General features: G+C 62.5%; 15 protein-coding genes. 5 read left to right on the forward strand and 10 right to left on the reverse strand.

Translation table 11 applies throughout. From position 1 onward, the window contains the following. Positions 1-230 precede the first annotated feature (230 nt). A complete protein-coding gene (locus ACRWK7_RS23365) occupies positions 231-725 on the reverse strand; it encodes a hypothetical protein (protein ID WP_431858716.1) in 495 nt (164 codons plus the stop codon). A 1,208-nt stretch (positions 726-1,933) separates the two neighbouring features. Between ACRWK7_RS23365 and ACRWK7_RS23370 the strand changes: the two genes are divergently transcribed. The 4 genes from ACRWK7_RS23370 (at position 1,934) to ACRWK7_RS23385 (ending at position 6,315) form a co-directional block, all read left to right on the forward strand. Continuing rightward, positions 1,934-4,384, forward strand: a complete 2,451-nt coding sequence (locus ACRWK7_RS23370; RefSeq protein WP_431858717.1) for a hypothetical protein — start codon at positions 1,934-1,936, stop codon at positions 4,382-4,384. 248 nt (positions 4,385-4,632) lie between these two features. Then, positions 4,633-5,058 carry a MucR family transcriptional regulator gene (locus ACRWK7_RS23375; RefSeq protein WP_431858719.1) on the forward strand — a complete coding sequence of 142 codons (426 nt, stop codon included), beginning with the start codon at positions 4,633-4,635 and terminating at the stop codon, positions 5,056-5,058. A 368-nt stretch (positions 5,059-5,426) separates the two neighbouring features. Beyond that, complete coding sequence (locus ACRWK7_RS23380) at positions 5,427-5,789, forward strand: hypothetical protein (protein WP_431858720.1); 363 nt, start codon at positions 5,427-5,429, stop codon at positions 5,787-5,789. Between the two features lie 97 nt (positions 5,790-5,886). Then, positions 5,887-6,315 (forward strand): hypothetical protein, encoded by a 429-nt coding sequence (locus tag ACRWK7_RS23385; RefSeq protein WP_431858721.1) that lies wholly within the window; start codon positions 5,887-5,889, stop codon positions 6,313-6,315. A gap of 69 nt (positions 6,316-6,384) precedes the next feature. Here the strand turns inward: ACRWK7_RS23385 and ACRWK7_RS23390 are convergent, their stop codons facing one another. From ACRWK7_RS23390 to ACRWK7_RS23430, 9 genes are all read right to left on the reverse strand, one after another. Beyond that, positions 6,385-7,497 carry a hypothetical protein gene (locus ACRWK7_RS23390; protein WP_431858722.1) on the reverse strand — a complete coding sequence of 371 codons (1,113 nt, stop codon included), beginning with the start codon at positions 7,495-7,497 and terminating at the stop codon, positions 6,385-6,387. Positions 7,498-7,589: 92 nt separating this feature from the next. Continuing rightward, complete coding sequence (locus tag ACRWK7_RS23395; RefSeq protein ID WP_431858723.1) at positions 7,590-8,261, reverse strand: hypothetical protein; 672 nt, start codon at positions 8,259-8,261, stop codon at positions 7,590-7,592. Positions 8,262-8,413: 152 nt separating this feature from the next. Then, positions 8,414-10,090: a hypothetical protein gene (locus ACRWK7_RS23400; RefSeq protein WP_431858724.1), complete on the reverse strand. Its 1,677-nt coding sequence runs from the start codon at positions 10,088-10,090 to the stop codon at positions 8,414-8,416. 80 nt (positions 10,091-10,170) lie between these two features. Beyond that, complete coding sequence (locus ACRWK7_RS23405) at positions 10,171-11,886, reverse strand: hypothetical protein (RefSeq protein WP_431858725.1); 1,716 nt, start codon at positions 11,884-11,886, stop codon at positions 10,171-10,173. 9 nt (positions 11,887-11,895) lie between these two features. Further along, positions 11,896-12,600, reverse strand: coding sequence for a hypothetical protein (locus tag ACRWK7_RS23410; RefSeq protein WP_431858726.1), 705 nt, complete (start codon positions 12,598-12,600; stop codon positions 11,896-11,898). A 26-nt stretch (positions 12,601-12,626) separates the two neighbouring features. Next, entirely contained in the window at positions 12,627-13,460 is an 834-nt protein-coding gene (locus tag ACRWK7_RS23415; protein ID WP_431858727.1) for a vWA domain-containing protein, read from the reverse strand. Positions 13,461-13,898: 438 nt separating this feature from the next. Continuing rightward, on the reverse strand, positions 13,899-15,026 hold the full coding sequence (locus tag ACRWK7_RS23420; protein ID WP_431858728.1) for a nuclease-related domain-containing protein: 1,128 nt from the start codon (positions 15,024-15,026) through the stop codon (positions 13,899-13,901). A 10-nt stretch (positions 15,027-15,036) separates the two neighbouring features. Further along, positions 15,037-16,536, reverse strand: coding sequence for an SH3 domain-containing protein (locus tag ACRWK7_RS23425; RefSeq protein ID WP_431858729.1), 1,500 nt, complete (start codon positions 16,534-16,536; stop codon positions 15,037-15,039). A 262-nt stretch (positions 16,537-16,798) separates the two neighbouring features. Continuing rightward, positions 16,799-17,737 carry a LysR family transcriptional regulator gene (locus ACRWK7_RS23430; RefSeq protein WP_431858730.1) on the reverse strand — a complete coding sequence of 313 codons (939 nt, stop codon included), beginning with the start codon at positions 17,735-17,737 and terminating at the stop codon, positions 16,799-16,801. Positions 17,738-17,834: 97 nt separating this feature from the next. Here ACRWK7_RS23430 and ACRWK7_RS23435 point away from each other — a divergent pair, with 97 nt between their 5' ends. Continuing rightward, on the forward strand, positions 17,835-19,007 hold the full coding sequence (locus tag ACRWK7_RS23435; RefSeq protein ID WP_431858731.1) for an MFS transporter: 1,173 nt from the start codon (positions 17,835-17,837) through the stop codon (positions 19,005-19,007). Positions 19,008-19,024 lie beyond the last annotated feature (17 nt).

Raw genomic sequence — 19,024 nt, forward strand, 5'->3', positions numbered from 1 at the left:
CTCGTCCCGTATCAAGGCCGCGACCGCGGCCTCGTTCCCCGCCAGCAGCAGCCACGCCAGTAATACAGCAGCGGCATGTTCGGGGTTGGGTAGGGGCGTTCTGCTCGTAAGGGTACCAGCGCTGGCGGCGTGGAGAAACGGGACCTGGGCGGTGACACGCTTGTCCAGGACCTTCGGACTCGACCCACGCAGGGCCTGCGAGCGATTGCTCTGGCTACGATGCCCGGGAACTACCAGCCAACACGCTGACGGCCCTCAGCGGTGTCCCAAGCGGCTGCCCACAGCTTCATCGCCGCCTGGAAGGCGAGCAAGGCCTCGGCCGCGTCCTCCACCGCGTTCGCGCACGCCGCCGTGCCGTTCGACAGCTGCATGGATGCCGTCAGGCCGTGGGCCGCGTCGAGCCACCGACCGCGGAACGGCCCCTCATTGAAGATGCCGCCCTCAGCAGCCTGCTGACGCAGCTGAGCCGCTGTGGCGCGCAGGGCCTGCTCGATCCGCTCCGGCGGCAGCTTGACTGCTTCGGAGGTGAAGGTCAGGTGTACCCCGTTCCACAGGTCCAGATCGACCTTGTGCCCTTTGCCCGGAAGCGCACGCACTCCGACGCAGCGGAGTTCGCCATTGGCCAAGCGCCCCAGCAGATCAGCGGCGAGTGGTGCCGCTGACCTCGACGGCGCCGTCGGTGCCTTCTGCCTGCGCCTGCTTGCGAGCTGGATCACCTCTCCCATCGCCGCTCCCTGAAATGCAAGACACCGGACGCCGGTGCCTCTATCATCGTGCCCCGGTTCGGTTCTCTGTGCCATGGAAAATTGTTGATGGGCCACAATCCTGGCGATCAGAGTGACGGTGTGGAGATCGCAGTCGAAGAGTGGCGGCACCTTCGGCTGCCGAACCCGGCCGGTGTAGTGTGCTCGTGGTTGTTCAGCGCACGGGGGTAGCCGGGGCGCGGTGACGTCGCGGCCATGCGGAAGCTGCTCGGCCGACACCGTGGCTAGGGGGTCTCATCGGGGAGAAGACAGTTGACCGGCAACGTGCGCCTGTGTCGGGTTGCCGCCGGACAGCGGCGTGCACCATGCTCCAGGAATGGCGCTGGAGCCCGTGGGCATTTTTCGTATGATGTTTCCTTATATTTCATGGCCTTGTGCGCAGAATTAGGGCCAGAATTAAAGAGAACTAGAAACCGATTGTGAGGGTGCCGTTAGCCTGGGGTGCATGGAGGCAGATCGGACAGGTTCAGTCGAACTCTGAGGGACTGCCGACAGCCGCAGGGGCACGGGGAGCGCGTCTCGGACTCCGTTCCAGCCGGTCGTTGGGCGACGCGCGGCACTCTCTGGTGAGAGGAACCGCCGCTGGTGGCGTCAGCAACGAATTTCCGTAGGCTATCTTTGTAAAACAACGGTTTATGCGCCGGTCTAGCCCCAGAATAAAAAGAGAATTAGGTACCCTGCTAAGGCGTCCTGTATGTCCCTCGGACTGGCAGGCCCCATTTGGGCCGCGCCAGCCCCCGCCGAGTGTGTCATTGCCAAACGCCTGCGGATGGAGCTCGCCTGGTGTGGCGACCCGGCCAAGCGCGGGCCCGGACAGCCTTCTCAGGTGCGGCGTCACTGCCGGAGTGTTTTGACCAGTGGTCTGGTGCCGGGGTAGGTCGAGCTGGGGATCAGCTTGACCTACCCACGGACGGTTCGCGCCGGAGGCAGGCCCTGCCGACCAAATTCTCTTTTAGTCTGGGGCTTGAATTTCGTATAAGTGACTGAAATTGCACATTTTCAGACGAAGAAATCCTGCATTGCGGTCTGCCTCGGCGAATGTCCGGGGCTGGGGGCTGCCAACATGCCAACCCGGAGGCTGCGGGGGGTAGGGGGGGGCGATCACGCGGTCCTTGCGATCGGCGGCAGCATGCCGAACAGTGATATATGTCCATCCTGAGACCGGCCCCATGGCACGTACACGCAACATCACTCATCCCCGGCCGAACACGGACCACAAGGGTGTCGTCGCGACCGCGCGAGGGCGAGCCGAGGATTGGGAGAAGGGACTTGGTGTCGTTGCCGCCCTCGACGTGGAGACCTCCCTTGCTCGGCCAAGCATGGACCTCGAAGCCTGGGCGGTCTACGTGACCTTGGCGGCCTACTGGTCAGCCGGGCGCACGACAATCCGTCTGTCGGCTCTGGCGCGGTCAGCGGGGATCACCAAGAAGTCCGCTGAGGCTGCCTTGCTCCGTGCGGGTGGCCTGTCCTCTGCTCAATGGACGGACAGCCGCAAGCGTCTGCCGAAAGGCGCGGCGTTCGTCTACGAGATCTCCGATGGGATCATCCGTGTCGACTGCGCCCTTCATGCTTGGCGGAACCAGGGCGTTTACATCCGGCTGCCGGTCGACGTCGTCCGAGAGGCGCCGTCAGCTGCGGCGTTCCGCCTGTTCATCGCGCTCGAGGGCGTAGCCGTCCGGCGCGACGACAACGCCTTGCGTTCATGGACACGCGAGCGTCTGCGCAGCCTCCTCGGCTTGCCGCCTGCGGCTGACGTCGACTCCGAGGTCGCCGAAGCATTGCTGTGGGCACACCCCAGGGTTCGTGCCGATCGCCGTGTCGCCGTCGATCATGACGGTGTGCTGACCGTGGCGGCCGAACCAGCAAAGCAGCCGGTGGCAAAGCTGATCGCCGATGGTTTCAACCCCCTCACCAGCTACTCAGCCCCGTACGCCAGCAGGGCTGCACTCCGCGTCCTGAGGGTGTTCGACGGCCCGGTGCAGGGGCAGCGGATGGTCTTGCCGGGACTCTGGGTTCACCGCGCCGTCTACTACCTGTCCGCTGTGGGTGCTGCTACCACGGGGGAACAGCTCATCGGCCAGTGGCTGGTCTACGTGCACGCCCTTGATCGGGGGGTAAAGCCCCCGCTGGCTATGCATGCGGACCTCTCCGGTGGCATCCGGCACGCATTCTCAGCCTTCGTGGACGCCTTGGCTCGCCTCGCAGTCGGCGGCCAAGCGTGGCTGCTGAGCGCAACTGAGGTGGACGTGGCCAAGGCCGCTCGCGTGCGCCGCTGGCTGTTTCGTAAGGGCTATGGCAGTGCCAAGATTCACGTTTGGACTGACGACGGCCGCGTGATGACCGAACCCATGTGGATGCAGCACGAGGCGGAGTTGGACCGGACTGCACGCGAGGACTTCCAGAGGCCGTTCGAGATCAGGGCCATGAAGGCAGCCGAAGCTGAATTGTGGCATGTCGGCCAGCCGGTTCCCGTCGACCTTCCTCCGCTTCCCGTCAGCACCGGCGCCTTGGTTGCGGTGGTCGCTCCGACCACGGTCGCCGATGCCGACCTTGTGACCGAGCAGGTCATCCGCTCGTTCCCCCGCGTCGACGCCCAGGACATCCGGCGCGCGCTGGCGGAGCTGATCAGTGAATCCACCAGCGACGCCGAGGGGGCCCTGGGCCGTGTCGCCATGGCCTACGCCCGCGATCTCGCTGATGCTCCGCGGGTGTTGATGAAGGAAGCTCTCCAGAGGGATGGTCTGCCGCACGAAGGTCTTGCCTGGGTGGTTCTAACCCGTGAACACCCGCACGCCGGTGTTAACAGTGCTCTCTGGCAAGGGGCATTGGAGGCGATGGCCTGTGAAGGGGATGGCGACGACTTGGAAGAAGCGCAGCGTCGCGTTGCGCGCCTGCTTGCAGAGGCGCTGCGCATCGCTCAAGACGCCGTGGTCGAAGAGACGCAGACGCGAGCTATGCTCCGGGCGGGTCTGCTGGAACGGGAGAAAGGGACTGAGGTGTTGGTCCCCGCGCAGGACACTGAGCCTGATGTGGACATTGTCTTGGTGCCGGTTCCGGCCGCAATGGAACCGTTCCGGCCGCATGCGGTCGTTACCAGGCCGTTCAGGGGCTTCAGTGCCGGGGTGGCTGTCCCCATGACCACCGTTCCGGCTTTGGTTGCCCCGCAGCCTGACGCGGCGCCGACAGCAGCCGAGTCCCCAAAGATGAGGCCGCCCGTCGTGCCGGTCGCCAGCGGTACGCTGGGGCAGCTGGAGCGGGCGTTGGCCTTGCTGCCTGCCAGGGAATCGTATAGCGGGCCACTGAATGCCTTGACCAAGCTCTATCTGCCCGCACTGGCCAAGGAGTTGGGGGAGGGCGACGAAATCCGTGCCAAGCTGCGCATCTGTATCCTGGGCCGCGCGGAGAGAATCCCGGATGGCCTGCGCTGTCCGGAAAGAGCGGAGCGCGCGGCGTTCGAACAGGCTGTTGTGACGTTCGCTGAAGCGAGGCGGGCCAGCAGCTGCCGCGACGATCGCGAGAGCTTGGTCTACGCGGTCGGTGACCGTTTGCGGACGATCGTCGAAGCTCTTGCCGAGCAGCTCGGCCTTGGTCATCTGATCCCCGAAGTGGAAGTTGGCTAATCATCGTCTGCTCATGCGCTGGTGGTGATCATAACAACAACTTCCTTCAGTCGCGCTGACCTGATCCTTCAGTTGGAGGCTCTGATTGGGTGGGCGCGATTTTTTGGCAAGATCCCCTTGCGCCTGAATCCGATCATGAATCAGAATAGAGATTAGATGGTGCTCGCGAGCTAGTGGCATTGGCCGTTGTGGTGCTTTGCGAGCCGTAGATCTCATCGCAAACGTGAGGCATGAAAGAGAGGCCTGTTATGGATTCGAAGATCAACCTTCCTGACCAAGCTGCTGACGTTACCTCGATGACCGCGGCGATCGTTGCTGCGTACGTGAGCGCGAACCGTGTCCAGCCGAACGAACTTCCGGAGATGATCCGTGTTGTTCATTCGACTCTCTCTCAGCTCGGGCAGCCGACGGCTCCCGTTGAGCAGAAGCAGAAGCAGGAGCCTGCGGTTTCGATCCGCAGGTCGGTCACGCCGGACTACATCGTCTGCTTGGAAGACGGCAAGAAGCTGAAGATGCTGAAGCGCTACCTTCGGACCACCTACGGGATGTCGCCCGAGGAGTACCGGGCCAAGTGGGGGCTTCCCGCCGAGTACCCCATGGTGGCTCCGAGCTATGCCGCGCGACGCAGCGAGTTTGCCAAGCAGATCGGCCTCGGTCGCAAGAAGGCGGCCTGATGCGGGCAGGACGGCCAGCCATGCAGCCCATGGCTGGCCAGGTTGATGTTCGGCGAGCGGTGCGGGGAAGAAGACTGTCCCGCTCACAGACAGGCAAGCCGTCGGACCGCCTCGTTGATTCCCTCAGCCGTCGCGCCCCGCTCCATGTTGAAGCACACCGCGCCCTTGCCGAAATCCGAGGGGGCGCCTGTGCCTTCCAGCGCTGACGACAGCCTTTGCTTTCGGCGTGACAGGCCGGGCAGTGGAAGCAGTGTCGCCGTTCACCTGGGCCAGAAGGTCGTTGCCGACAATGGCGTGGTACGGGCCGATAGGGGGGTTGTTAACGTCTGATCACTGACTTTCCGGTCCGCGCAGGCCAGGAGAGTCCAGTGAGCACCGAGGGAAACCAACACCTCAGCATCCGTTTGTCCATCACTCGGCATGGGGTGTCCGGCTGGCGATGGACGATGCTGTTGACCTCGGAAGACGATGCCGTGGCGGCGGCCGCTGAATTCCGTTCCGGCGTGGACGGGCGCGGTACCTGGATGCGCATGGTCGGCGACGCGGAGTGGGCCATGGTGACGGCGCCGGAGAAGCGCACCTACCCGGCCGATGAGGAGGAGGCGAGGGCGGAGATCGCTGAGGTCTGCGTTGGCGCCGCCGCCGAACTCGTGAGGCGCGGGGGGCCTTCCAAGGGCAGGGACCTGCGCCACGACGATTTGGCAGGGATGGTCCCGGCGGGCAGCTGCTGAGGTCGGCGTTGATGTCGGCGAAGGACCACAAGGTATCGCTGGACGAACGGTGACCGTGGCTGTTTGGGATGGAAATCGGGCAAGCAAGGGTGCCGACATGACGGACGACCTGCGGCAACAGATCCCCTCGTCGCTCAGCGACATTATCCGACGTCGCCGTGACGAGCTCGAGGTCGGTCTGGCGACCGCCGAGGAGCTTGCGGTCGTCGATGGCTTGATCGATGCTGATGCGGCGGTGGTGGCGACGCTCGACGGCTGGTGGGCTGTCGTACTGCGCGACCTCGTTGAGGATCGGTACCTGTTGCTCCTGTACGGCGAGAACTCAGAGACGGGGAAGCTGCGGCGGACATCCGGCGTTCAGACCCTCGACCTGGACCAGATGCTGGCCCGCACCCAGGACGCCGTCTACGCCCTCGGCAAACCCGCCGACGGCAACCCGCCGTTTGAGATGATTTTCGACATCTGCGCGGAGCTCCACCGCCGCGGCTTGGGCGAGCGCTATGGCGTGCCGCAGGTGTGGGAGTAAGACCGAAAGGCACCAGTGCGGACAGCGCCGCGCGGGCGGTGGTTGTTGTCCTGCATGGTCGGCGTTGTCTCAGGGCTGGCGCGGCAACACAGTCGCACCGGCTTCGATCGCCTTGGCCAACCACGACTCGACGGATGCGACCGGCCGCATGCGGAGCCAGCGCCGCCGGTCGGGGTCCCAGCGGCAGTCGCCATCGAGTTTCATGGCCTCCCGGATTTCGACCGCGGGCGCCGCCGGGAAGACGAGTTCCAGACCGTATTCAGACTGCTCGATGCAGACAGCGGTTCCAGCTTCCGTGATGTAGCTGAGTCCCTCTGCGACGGCCCGCTGGATGGCCTCGGCGCGGGCTTGCCGCGCGGTCTCCTCGGCTTCGCGCTCAGCGCGCCGCTCGACCAGCAGGTCGGCCAGCCACTCCGGCGGTTCCTCGAGCGTGCGGTAGCCCGCGCCTCCACGGGGACCGGGCGCCTCCTCCAGCAGGCCATGGTCGGCAAGGCGGCTCAGCGTTGCCGACCGCTCGGCTTTGGCTTGGCGCCGCTCGCGGCGCGGCAGGTCGCTCTGGTCGGCGGCCCAGGCTGCTGCGGTGAACCGCAAGCCCCCGGGGAACCGCTCGTAGATGTCGGCTGCGGCGTCGCGCAGCGACCCTGTGCGATCGGCGGACGCCGCCAACAGCAGCATCATGTGCCTGTTGAACGGCCAGTCCGTCCGGCCGACCAAACCGCAGGTCCTGCACTCCCAGCGCCCGGGATCCGCCAACGGCACCTCCGGCATGCAGAGGCGGCTGCGACAGAACTCCTCCGAGCCCGGCTCCGGCGCCGCGGCGGCGGCGCCTACCAGCAGCTGGCGGATGGCCTCCACAGGGGACGGAGCGATCCCGGACAGGGCCTGCACGATGTCGGGTGGCAGCCGAACATGAACCGGCGCGGTCCCGTCCTCGACGGCACGTTCCTGGGAGCGGCGCTGTGCCAAGCGGTTCTTGAGAGTCCGCCAAGCATCGGCGGCAAGCAAGGCGGCAACCCTCTCCGCAGCGAACGTCTCATCGAAATCATCCGACGCAGCCCCCTCGAGGGCGCCAAGTGTCGCGCCGTCGGCGAGCGCCGCCGCGTCTTGGTCCTTCAGAATGCGCCGGGCCTCCTGAATGACCTCGGCCGCCTCATCGCGTCGGACGGTCCGCCGCCGAGCCATGGAACGCCCCAATGAACTGCTGATTGCTCAGCAAAATGGACCCGGGGCCAGCGTCGGCAACAGGTGCGTTCTGGTAAGGAGTAGGATCGCAGTCACGCAGAGGCGTCTGACGAGGGCTGTACGTTGGCCAGCAGGCCGCGCACGGCGCCATGCAGCCCAGTGAAGCCGACGGGCGTGGCCTCCTGCTCGACACGCGGAAGCGACAGCGCCGAGCACCCAATCTCGGCAATCCGCATCCCGGTGATCGGATAGAAAACCCAAGAGTCCAAATCACATGGGCGGAACGCATCATGAGACCGGCACGTGTTGACGCACAGGACGTAGAGCGATTCCAGGATCTTGGGGCGTTGCGGGCGGAGATTGCTGAAGCTGATTCGAGATGGGCTCTCCTGCCCCCAGGACTGGATGTATGCGGACGCCTTGACATGGATCGGGGTCGAGTCGAGCCACAAGTCTGCTTCATCCCACGCCCGTCTTGGCGGCGGGGTTATTCCAAGAGCCCGTGCGACGAGGTACTCGGCAAGGAGTCCCCTTGCGACGTTGTCCCGTAGGTCGGAAAGAGCCCAAGCTGCAAAGTCGGAGAACGTGAATCCTGCTCCGGTCCCGCCCAGGGTGAACGGCTCCAGAGGGGGCAGCATGACTGCCGGTGCAGGCTGCACAAGAGTTGTCTGCCGTTCAGCAAATGTTTTGCTTGCCTGGTGCCCTGCACGCTGGCTTTTCGTCATCCGCTTCGGCTTCGGAGATGTGGCAGTTTGATTGCTCATCTGCGTTCCATCCGGTCAGAAGAGAGCTCTATCCAGATAAGCTGGATCATCTTGTTTGTATGATCGACAATGCATTGAGCCGTGCTGCTCTTGGTCGAAGCTGTATATGTGAAGCTCGCTTAGTGTGTGCCACGAGTGATGTTACCCGCATATCAGCGCCATCCGTAATAAGACCGTAGCGTGTTGCTTGTGTTCACATCGCCGAAGAAAAATCTATCCGCAATTTCACGGTCGGTGGGGCGAGAGATGTCAGCATTAATATCAAGCCCAAGCCATTTACGCGCCTGCCACGAACCGTAAGCAGCAAGTTGCTCAATATCATCTCTCTTGTGTTCAATTGCCCATGACTTCCAAGTAGGATATTTCTCAATGATACAAAGGGAAAGGTGGCCGAGCTGGTCATATACCACGGCGTTTCCTTCAGTGCAGAAAGTTTCACCGAAATCATGGTCGGCTAGTAGCTGCCTATAATTGGAAACTTTAGAAAGCAGGTTGATTTCGGTCCGCCACATCTCTTCTAAATCGTGGTGTGCAGAGGCATGAAGGAACTTGCTTTGATCGTTGGTGTGTGTCCGTACAAATTTGGCGGTTGCCATAACCTCTATGTTGTCAAGGAGCAGCAGGAGGTGCCGTTTTGGCGTAGAGACCGCTTGTGCAAAAGATAGCTCATCGCCCGCAAAACGTTGGATAACGTGGAATATATCTCCCGCTCCCCGTATGTCTTGTTTCAGTACCATGTGCAGTTTGGCGATACGCCGCGCGGCCGCGGAATACAATAGAACTATTTTGCGAATTTCGTCATTGCGAAACCCGCTCAGGCAAAAAGAAATCAGGATTTCAGTGGCAGCTGAGAAGTTTTGCCTGCCGCTTTGGCAAAGGTATCCAGGCAGCCAGTTAGCATGAATGTCTGTTTGCGCTAATGACATAAGTAAGTCGAGTGCGTGGCCCCAGTAATTGTGGTTTGCATCCCGTGCTTTGTCGGGAAAAATGCGGTATATTGTCTGAAATGCATTACGTGAGCAGTGCTCAATAAGGCGATCTGTCATCGCGCGGATTGCTGATTCGGTCTGGCTTAGGAAGTACAGTACATCTGCAATATCTTCCACGCTTGAGTTGCTAATGCGGTCTGCATATGTCAGAAAATCTTTTTCTATATCTACTAGGTCTTGGAAGTTGGTAAGGATAATGGAGCGCTTCTCGGCAAGTCGGCGGTCGATTGCGTCGCGGAACTCCTTGATGCGTCCGAGGTGCATTTCCTTATCAAATACCTTGTCTATCAATCTCAAAACACGGCGCTTCTCAAAGAAGAATACCTGCCACGGAGATAGAATTGCACGCAATTTGTCAAAATCTTGATCTAGGTTGGGGCGGTCAATGCGAAGCACTGAAGTCGTCAGGCTTACCTCGCGATCATAAACCTCAATTTTGTCACCATCACAAAGCACTATTAAGGCTGCGTTGATATCGGGGTGTGCAGCGTACCGCAGTGCCTGGAAGAGGGCATCTGATTTGAAGTCACCTGAGTTTGGTCGTTTTGCTTCGATCAGCCAGAAATTTTCCGACCAGAGGGTGAAGTTGTAGTCAAGTGCCTTGTGATTGCCTAATACCTCCACAGATTTTTCGCGTTCAAGTGAAAAATAGCTTTCTTTGTCGTAGCCAAGAAGCCGAACGAGCGGATCAATGATCTCTGCTCTCACGTCAGCCTCTTTCCATTTTTTAATATTGAGTCTCTGAATTCGAGATATCTCAGATGCTGCTTGAGGGGGACGAGGAGGGAGAATTTTTGCGTTTAAGATGAGGTCTTGCAATGTTTCGGAGTTGTCTTGCATTGTGTGGGCCTTCAATATTGCTCTATCATGGCGTAGATGGCTACGGGGAATGCATCCTTCAGCCGACCGGTCCAGGAAGATCACCTTGCGCCCATCAACAGGATGAGGATCCCAATTCCGATCCACCAAATCCAGCTTGGGATACCAGAACCCTTAGGCGGCGGGGGCTGGTACGTGGGCGGAGGCAACGTCACCCTGGGACTAGAGGAACGCGGGCCGGTACCTGGACCGCTGGCGGTTTTCCTGGCACTTCCGGAGAGGCTTGCGAGAATAGCCTCGTTCGGCGTCATCTGCGGGGTTCCGCGCCCGCTTGACAGCTTCTGCTGAGCCGAAGCGACGGCTACAGGGCTGCCCGCGGGGGTCGGCTTTGTGCTGGAAGGCCTGGGGGCTCCGGTCGGCTGGACACCAAGTCTGGATAGGACATCCTGGTTTGCCGATCCTGTGCCGACGCCTGGGTTGACTGCTTTGCCTCGGCTTGCAAGGCGGCGCTTGGCCTCACCCTCGTCGATGACGCGCAACTGGTTGGCCTCGGTCAGCGTGATGCTGAGATGCGTGTAACCGTGCTTTTTGTTCTCGAAGGGCGGGTCCACCAAGCCCGTGACGCTGATCCATTTCCCAACCCATGAGGCGTCTGGCGCCTGCGCCAGCTTCTTTAGGCCATCGGACCAGATGTTCACTTTCGCAACGCGGCCCTTCCAATGGCCGAAGTTCAGGAACACGTACGGGCGGCCGTACTTCGTACGGTCCACCTTCACTTCCACGATGCGGCCGATCATCTCGACTCGATCACCAACAGCCCGAAGCACCCCACCGAAGTCGGTGGCGTCCACGACCGGGTATGCGCCAATGTAGACCGCCGCTACGGGGGCTGCGACGCCTGCGGGGCGCGTCAGCGAGATGATCTTCGCTGGTATGCTCCGCCCAGCAAGGAAGTCTTCAAGCGTCGGGACAGCGGAAGGGACCGCTGCGCAGATCTGCGCGAGGTTGTCCGTATCGCGGGCGAGCGTCGAAATCCCTCTCAGTTGTGCGAACGCTTCCGATGCCGCCGGGTCAGCGTAGTCCGACGCCGTCAGGATGATGTTCTCGCCGTTAGAGAATCTCTGGAACAGGTCCGGCCGTTCCTTCAACGCCCTGAGACTGAGATCGATGGCGATGAAAGAGAAGCGATCCATCGTCGGCCCGAAATCGGCCGCTGAGCGCCTGGGGTGCTGAAAGTGCTTTTGCCCGATTTCCGTTCCTTGTCCGACGGGCAGGCCTGGGACGTACATGCCGTCGTAGTCGATGAGCTTCAGGGACCCGTTGACCAGCACGTTGCCGTTCTGAAGGTCGCCATGCGCCACCCCCTTAGACCGAAGGAAGGCCTCGAGATCGCGGAACGCGGTGATCAGCTTCCCGATCGCCGCCGCATCCCGGTAACGGGCTTCAATGAAGGCTCCCAGGGTCTCGCCGCTGGCCCAATCCATCTTGACGATCGGGAGGCCGCGACCGTTAACACGGACTCCTTCAGGCTGGTACTCGAAGCCAACGAAGTAGGGCTTCCCAATAGACCCCAGTGATTGGCTGATGCGGGCGTACCGTCCCTCAAGGCCGTTGGTGGACTTGTGAAAGCAGCGGACTGCGTAGCGATGACCGCCTGCCTCGACGGTGTAGGTCAGTGCAAAGCCGCCCCCGAGGGCGATTGGGTAGCCGAAGCCGTTGGTCCGGACTTTGCCCGATCTGAGGATGGTATCGGTGAAGGCCGTCGAGGGGTTCTGTACCGCCTCGTTGAACTGGTCGATGGTGGGGTAGGCGCTCATGGCGGCGGTTCACTGAAACACGAGCAGGGTGGTGTCGTCGCGCCGCAGGCGCCCAGCTGCGCGCTCGGCATCGACAAGCGAGCGGAATTGGAGTTTCGTGCGCAACGAAAGCAGGACTGGCAGGCGCTCTTCCCTGTTGTCCAGGAGCCACGCTCCGAGTGCGTCCGTCATGCAGAGGATACGCGGATTTGGAAAGCTCGACAGGTCCCAACACCGGTGGCCAGATCCGCTCAACAACCGGTTTTGGACGTCAGCATTCCGCTCCATCAGCGTCGAGATCAGAAGCGGGTTCTGCCTGAATTCGTCCGCCTCCGCATAAGGGAAGGAGTCGATGACAGCCTCGCCGTCCGCCAGAACGGCGAGGCTGTCTCCGATGGCCAGCACCTCGGCTCGCCTGCCCGCACCTGAGAACCGGAGACCGAGCAATGTGGCGAAGCTGCCCCGATCATAGGCGGCCTGTGCGCTCCATGACATCGACTCGCGGTCGAAGTGTGAGGCAAACAGACCGCAGGCGGCCCGCAGCCAAGCCGCGTCAACACGTTGGTTCGTCAGGAACCGCTTGGTCACGAGGCGTGCCCACAGTGCTGGTGCGTAGGACTCCGAGGCGCCATCGCTCATCGCATAGATGCCGCGGTAGGGATGCCCCCCCGCGGCGTCCTCGTTGCGCTCCGGGCCGCGGCGCTTCGGCACCGAGTCAGCGAACCGCAAGAACATAGGCGGTTCCTCGTTCATAATGGCATCTAGCGCAGGTTGCTAGCTTGAGTGCCGATGTTGAAGAAGTCAGCGATCCCCTCGATTCCCGCTTTATAGCCGAAGAAGCGAGACTCCGAATTCACATCGTAGCCTTTGCTCCGCGCGGCATCGATCAAATGGGGCGGGAAGTTGCTGGACATGCGGAAAAGCATCCGGGAGTGCGCGTCGGGAAGAGCCGTCTCCGAGGACGGGAAAATGATTGCCCCGCCTTCTGCCGTGTCGATGTGCAAATTGAAGAGGAGGCAGGCGCCGTCATTGGTCGAGATCTGCTTGAGGGCTTCTGCGATCTGGGATGGGTCGCCGTCCGTGGACTGTCCATCGGTGACATGGATGACCGTTGGCGGATAGGAGTCTGGATGGGAGTCGCACCACCCCACAAGAACCTCGGCTGCCTTACGCAACGCATCGCACATCGGCGTGCCACCGGAATTCACCGGCTCGAACCACACCGGGAACTTCACGCTTTGCTCAACTAGCCCACCGGCCCCGTCATCGACCTTTTTGCGTCGTTCCTCCACCCTGAGAGGAGCTGCTTCAATGGCTGAGAGAGGATGGAGAAAGCCGGACGACAGCGGCCCTTTGAATCCGGGCACCACGCCACTTCCGCCATAGGCAATGACACCCATGTCAAAGTAGTTGCGTACGCCCTCAGAGCGCGTGCAACGGGTGATGACCTGGACCAGCGTTTTGTTCAGCACGTCGGCCACGAATTCCGCTTTTGAGCGCCCTGTCTCCATCCGCTCATCCATGGAACCGGACTGATCAATGATGAACAAGAAGCAGGTCGGGTTTGCTCGGCTGATGTCTGCGCCGTAGGCCATCACGTTCTCCGGGTTGTGCCGCATTTGCTGGTGACGGTTATGCTGCGCCCACAGGATACCACCCTCGCGCGATTGCCCGTCAACCTCCAATGAAGAAGAGTTACTACGAACGCAGGAACCTCATGGTTCTGTCGGTAGGGCGTTGAGCGATGAAACCTTGTCGAACCGGGCACTGCTGGTCGCTCCTGATCACAACACGGTCGCTATGTCGGGGAGCGCCCAGCACCAAGCGGACAGTGTTCCACCGAGAAATCCGCATACTGCGTGTGAATATCAGTATCGGCTCGCGATCGTAACAACAAATGGTGGGAGCTGCCAAGTCTAATGTTTGCAGCATACTGATCAAGCCCGAGTAAGTATTTCAGTCAGCGCCTGAGATTTTCTGATGGTGGTTTTTTTGATACTGTCACTTATTTTTGGATAATCACTATAATCATATTAGGAATCGAGTATGCCTTTGCCGAACATATCTCTTCCAACGTAGTTTGGGCTGGCAGGGTTCATGAACCCCGTCGGATTCATTGGATCGTTCATGTCACTGAACATCGACGTGGTGCCACCAGGCCGGATCGCCCGCAAGGGTACCAGAGTTACTGAATCCTCGTCCGGTTCGTCGTTTTGGGCTGACTTTGTTCTTTTCCCTTCGAGCCGCTGGCTGTGCTGTGCGCGGAGGGCCTGCTTGGATTGACGGCCGGATTGCGAAGACAGATCCCCCCAGGCCTGTTTGGTTTCCTCGTCTGGAGTGGAATTCCGATCCCGCGCGGTCAAGCCAGGGATTTCGTCAAGGGTAAAGACCCCTTCGGGCTTCCCAGCCGGAAAACGGGCGCGAGTGAAAACGACGACTGACCGGAACGAAGCGTTACCGTATGTGCCGCGAAGGACACCCAGGTGGTGTTCGTTTTGACGCAAAGGATTGCTCAGAGTCTTGGTGTCGTGACGCTTCACCTGTCGCCACTCGGTGTCGGCGGCTTGGCCATAGACGTCTCCGGCCCAGCCCTTTGTCTCGATGACCCAAATATGGCTGCCCACCAGAGCGAGGTGATCGACCTCGGTGTGGTGGCCGCGATGGGGCACGTAGATCTCGTGTAGAACAGGGATGCCAAGCCCCCTGAGGACCTCGTCGACCTCAAGTTCAGCCTGATGCCCGCTCTCCCTGCGTGCAGCTTCTGCGTCCTCGGTTGAGAGCCTCGGTGTGGCTGCGCTCGAGCGCTCGCCCCAGTTCGGCCTTGAGCGGTCGGCCGCGGCCCCGCGGGCGGTCCTGGCATTTCCGGTGCCGAACTTGCGCCAGAGCAAGAAGGCCACGAGGGCAATGAAGCCCCAGATCCAGAAGGCAGCGGAGCCGCTGCTCGCCGGGGGCGGCGCACTGCGCTGGACGGCGACAGGGCTTTGTGCGGGTGGCGGGGCGGCCGCAACGGGTGGCGGGTTTGGTGGCGGGCTGCGGTACGCTTCCTCGACGATGATGTTGCTCAGATCGTTCAGGTCGCGCGGCGCCGCGACGGCCTCTGCTGACGTCACCAGCCCAGGCAGCATCAGGAAAGCGAGGACAAGCGGACGATGACGTTCCATGGTTCCCTCCTCAGAAGCGGTCGGACTGCTGGGCAGCCTTGCGGCGGACAGCGTTCTGACGGGCGTCTTCGATCTCCTGCTCCAACTGACGGAAGGCCTCGGGAACCTCATAAACCAGGAATGGACCGGTCATGTGCTTGCTGCCTGCTCGAATGACGACATCACTGCGCCGCCAGACGTGTTCCTCGTCGAAGCCTGAGCGACGAACGGAACTCGGGCCGTACTTCTGCTTCAGCATCTCAATGAGACGCTGACCGTTGAGGACATCGAAGTTGCTGAAGATGTACCGGGCGACCGCGAACCGGGCTCCTTTAGCGTATCCGACCTCAAGGTTGATCGCCCCGTCGAGCAGAGCTTTTCCGTCGTACAGGTCGAACCAAGTCCGATAGTTCGCCAAGCCCTGCATGTTGTAGCGCCCAGGCCATTGATTGCTGCCGTTGCCGATATCTCGCGCGCCAAGCGCCGAAAGAGCCCGTTGCATGGTCGGCCGATCAGCTGTCGTAAGGGAGACGCCGAAAAGTTCGAGTTGCTGGCTACCGGCAGATCGCACGCCTGCCGTTGCGGGCTGCTGGCCGCTCCCTGGCGCAGGGGCGGCTAGGGTGGACTGATTCATCCACCCAATCACCGCGTCCGGGGAGGCAACCATCGACCACTCGCCCTGGCGCGCCAGGACATAGACTGGCCGAGCCTGTTCCATCTGCGCGATCACCTGAGCCTTCGGCGCGGGTTCGGTCCTCAGGTTTGCTTTGGGCGACTTTACCGCCATGACCTTGTCGGTCTTGTACTCGAGGTCGATCTCTCCGGCTCGCCTCCACCTGTCCCAACCGGTCCATGCGGAAGGGGGCACCGGCTGCTTCCCAGCGGACAGTGTCTCGCGCAGATGGCGCAGTTGAATGGCGCGCTCATCTCCGGCCGAGGCGGCGGTCTCGATAAGGCGGGACGCTTGTTCGGGATCCTCGGGTACGCCTCGCCCCTCCAGGTGCAGCATGGCCAGCAGGGTCGTGGCGTCCATGTGCTTTGCACTGGCCGCCAGACGCAGCCACTCAGCGGCCGTAGCGGGATCCGGTGGACCGCCGATTCCAGCGTCGAGCAGTAGGGCAACCTGGTACTGCGCTTCGACGACACCGTCGTCACCCGCAGCCTTCAGCCATCGCCGGGCATCGCTCTGATCGGTGTCCTGGTTGGGGTGGCGTGAGAGCAGGATCCCAAGGCCGAGCTTCGCGCCGACATTGCCCTGTCGGGCAGCCTTCTCCATCCAGGCTCGCGCCTGCTCCAGATCCCGTTGCACGCCTCGACCTGAAAGGTAGAGGGAGCCGAGGTGCGTTTGAGCAGCCGGGTCGCCAGCGGTGGCAAAGGGCAGGAGCTCCTGAGCGGCTGTGGTGAAGTCGCCGCGCTCGTGTGCTTCCTTCGCCTCGACCAGCCCGGCGAAAGCCGGAGTGGCGTTAACGAGAGACGCACCCAACGCAGCGGCCGCGAGGAGTTTCTGCCGTGGAAGCGTGGAATAGGCCATCGAAGCGTCAGGTTGTGATGGATGCTGAAAACGCTCCAAAATAGGCGAGAGAAAGCGCGCAGCATATAGCATTTATGGTGTCCGGTTATCGAACTGGCCCTGCTCACCTTCATGCGGGAATGCACTCCAATCCACGTTGTGCAGATGTAGAAGCTGCATGATGGAACGATGGTGCCGTATAGGGCCGAGTGGCAGTTGCTGATTGCCTGGTACGACCTCGGCGTCGCCGGGGTGGCGCCGATCTGGCTGCGAACCGTTCAGGTCAGCACTCCCCGTCGGGTAGCACGGGGACATGGTCAGAAATGCGGCACCGGCTTGCCAGGAAGTCCACGAACGCACGGACGCGAGCGGGCAGCGGGCTGGCGCCGCCGAGATAGACGGCGTGGATGTCCTCGCAGTCGCCGGGATTCAATTCCTCAAGCACCGGCACGAGTGCTCCGGCGGCGATGTCGGAGCCAACGTGGAATCGCGCCAGCCGCGCCATTCCCACGCCGCCCAACGCGAGCAGTCGCGCCACGTCCCCATCGCTGGCGCGAGCAACAACCGGCGCCACATGGTGCTCGACCCCGTCCTCGAGCTGAAAAGGCCAGCCGCCGATGATCCGTGGAAAGGTCCAGCCGATCCCTTGATGGTGGACGAGTTCGCTGGGGTGCGTGGGCATCCCGTGCCCCCTCAGGTAGGCGGGCGACGCGACCACGACCATGCGGCTGCTGCCCAGCTTGCGGAGCATCAGGCTGGAGTCTCGCAATGGGCCGACCCGGATCGCCACGTCGGCCCGCTCCTCCATCAGGTCGATGACGGTGTCCGAGAGCACCACGTCGATGGTGACGCCGGGGTGGGCGGCCAGGAACTCTGGCACGATCGGCATCAGGTACCGCATGCCGAACGGGACGTTGCTGTTGACGCGCAGGTGCCCTCGCGGTGCCGCCCCGGCCGACGCCTCCCGCTCGGCCTCCTCCATCTCGCCCAGGATACGTACCGCGCGGGCGTAAAACGCCTGGCCCTCCGGCGTCAGGCTGAGGCGGCGCGTAGACCGGTGTATCAGCCGTGTGCCGAGCCGCGCCTCCAACCGGGTGATGAGCTTGCTCACACCCGACGGCGTGAGGCCGCGGGCACGAGCCGCCGCCGTGAAGCCACCGAGATCGACGACCCGCGCGAAGACCTCCATCTCGGCCGCCCGGTTCACCTCCAAGCGCGTCATATTGTTGACCTCAGGTCACAGAAGCTGAGAACCGCAGCACTCTAATTCACATGCGACCCATCGGCTATATCGCCTGCGGACCAACTGGAGGCGCTCGATGCCCGTTCCTGTTCTCGCGCTGTCCGCCGGTGCCTTCGGCATCGGCACCACCGAATTCATCATCATGGGCCTGCTGCTCCAGGTCGCCGACACCATGCAGGTCTCGGTTGCTGCGACAGGGCTGCTGATCTCAGGCTATGCGCTCGGCGTCTTCGTCGGCGCACCGGTGCTGACCCTCGCCACGCGCCGCATGCCACGGAAGGCGGTGCTTCTCGGACTGATGGCGATCTTCACCCTGGGCAACGCCGCCTGCGCGCTGGCGCCGACCTACGACCTGTTGATGGCGGCTCGAGTCCTCACCTCGCTGGCGCACGGCACCTTCTTCGGTGTTGGCTCCGTCGTCGCCACGGGCTTGGTCGCGGAGGAGAAGCGGGCGTCGGCTATCGCGACGATGTTCACCGGGCTCACCATCGCCACGCTGCTGGGCGTGCCGTTCGGTGCCTGGATCGGCCTGCTCCTCGGCTGGCGCGCGGCCTTCTGGGCGGTCGCCGGGATCGGCATGGTGGCCTTCGCGGTGCTTGCGCTGTTCGTGCCCGCGGGCGTTGGGCAAGGGCAGCAACCGGCACCGCTGCGTACCGAGCTTGCCGTGCTCAGCAGGCCGCAGGTGCTGCTCGGGCTGGCCATGACCGTACTGGGCTTCGCCGGTCTCTTCACAATCTTCACCTACGTCCAGCCGCTGCTGACGCGGCTCACCGGCTTCTCGGAGAGCGCCGTGTCCCCGATCCTGCTGGTCTTCGGCGCCGGGCTCTCCGTCGGCAACCTGCTCGGCGGGCGGCTGGCCGACCGCAATCTCCGGCGCGCCCTTATCGGCACGTTGGCCGTGCTGATCCTGGTGCTGGTCCTGCTGGTGCCTGCGATTGGGACGAAGCCGGGCGCCGTGCTCGCGATCGGCCTGCTTGGCGCGGCCGCCTTCGCCACCGTGGCGCCACTCCAGCTGCGTGTCCTTCAGGAGGCCGGGCCGGACGGCCAGACGCTCGCCTTGAGCCTGAACATCGCCGCCTTCAACCTCGGCAACGCGCTTGGCGCGTGGCTTGGCGGAGTGACGATCGAGCACGGCCCCGGCTTGGCCGTGCTGCCCCTGGTGGCGGCCTCCGTCACGGCCATGGGGCTGGCCGTCGCGCTCTGGAGCCTGCGGCTCGGTAATGCCGAAAGACAACCGGCAATCGCTTGAGAATGGGAGACGTGGAC

The organism is Azospirillum sp., from assembly GCF_050789165.1.

Bases quoted from the DNA above. Each gene is read 5' to 3' on its own strand.
- ACRWK7_RS23365 (WP_431858716.1), bottom strand. From the start codon at position 725: ATGGGAGAGGTGATCCAGCTCGCAAGCAGGCGCAGGCAGAAGGCACCG.
- ACRWK7_RS23370 (WP_431858717.1), top strand. From the start codon at position 1,934: ATGGCACGTACACGCAACATCACTCATCCCCGGCCGAACACGGACCAC.
- ACRWK7_RS23375 (WP_431858719.1), top strand. From the start codon at position 4,633: ATGGATTCGAAGATCAACCTTCCTGACCAAGCTGCTGACGTTACCTCG.
- ACRWK7_RS23385 (WP_431858721.1), top strand. From the start codon at position 5,887: ATGACGGACGACCTGCGGCAACAGATCCCCTCGTCGCTCAGCGACATT.
- ACRWK7_RS23390 (WP_431858722.1), bottom strand. From the start codon at position 7,497: ATGGCTCGGCGGCGGACCGTCCGACGCGATGAGGCGGCCGAGGTCATT.
- ACRWK7_RS23395 (WP_431858723.1), bottom strand. From the start codon at position 8,261: ATGAGCAATCAAACTGCCACATCTCCGAAGCCGAAGCGGATGACGAAA.
- ACRWK7_RS23400 (WP_431858724.1), bottom strand. From the start codon at position 10,090: ATGCAAGACAACTCCGAAACATTGCAAGACCTCATCTTAAACGCAAAA.
- ACRWK7_RS23405 (WP_431858725.1), bottom strand. From the start codon at position 11,886: ATGAGCGCCTACCCCACCATCGACCAGTTCAACGAGGCGGTACAGAAC.
- ACRWK7_RS23410 (WP_431858726.1), bottom strand. From the start codon at position 12,600: ATGTTCTTGCGGTTCGCTGACTCGGTGCCGAAGCGCCGCGGCCCGGAG.
- ACRWK7_RS23415 (WP_431858727.1), bottom strand. From the start codon at position 13,460: ATGGCCTACGGCGCAGACATCAGCCGAGCAAACCCGACCTGCTTCTTG.
- ACRWK7_RS23420 (WP_431858728.1), bottom strand. From the start codon at position 15,026: ATGGAACGTCATCGTCCGCTTGTCCTCGCTTTCCTGATGCTGCCTGGG.
- ACRWK7_RS23425 (WP_431858729.1), bottom strand. From the start codon at position 16,536: ATGGCCTATTCCACGCTTCCACGGCAGAAACTCCTCGCGGCCGCTGCG.
- ACRWK7_RS23430 (WP_431858730.1), bottom strand. From the start codon at position 17,737: ATGACGCGCTTGGAGGTGAACCGGGCGGCCGAGATGGAGGTCTTCGCG.
- ACRWK7_RS23435 (WP_431858731.1), top strand. From the start codon at position 17,835: ATGCCCGTTCCTGTTCTCGCGCTGTCCGCCGGTGCCTTCGGCATCGGC.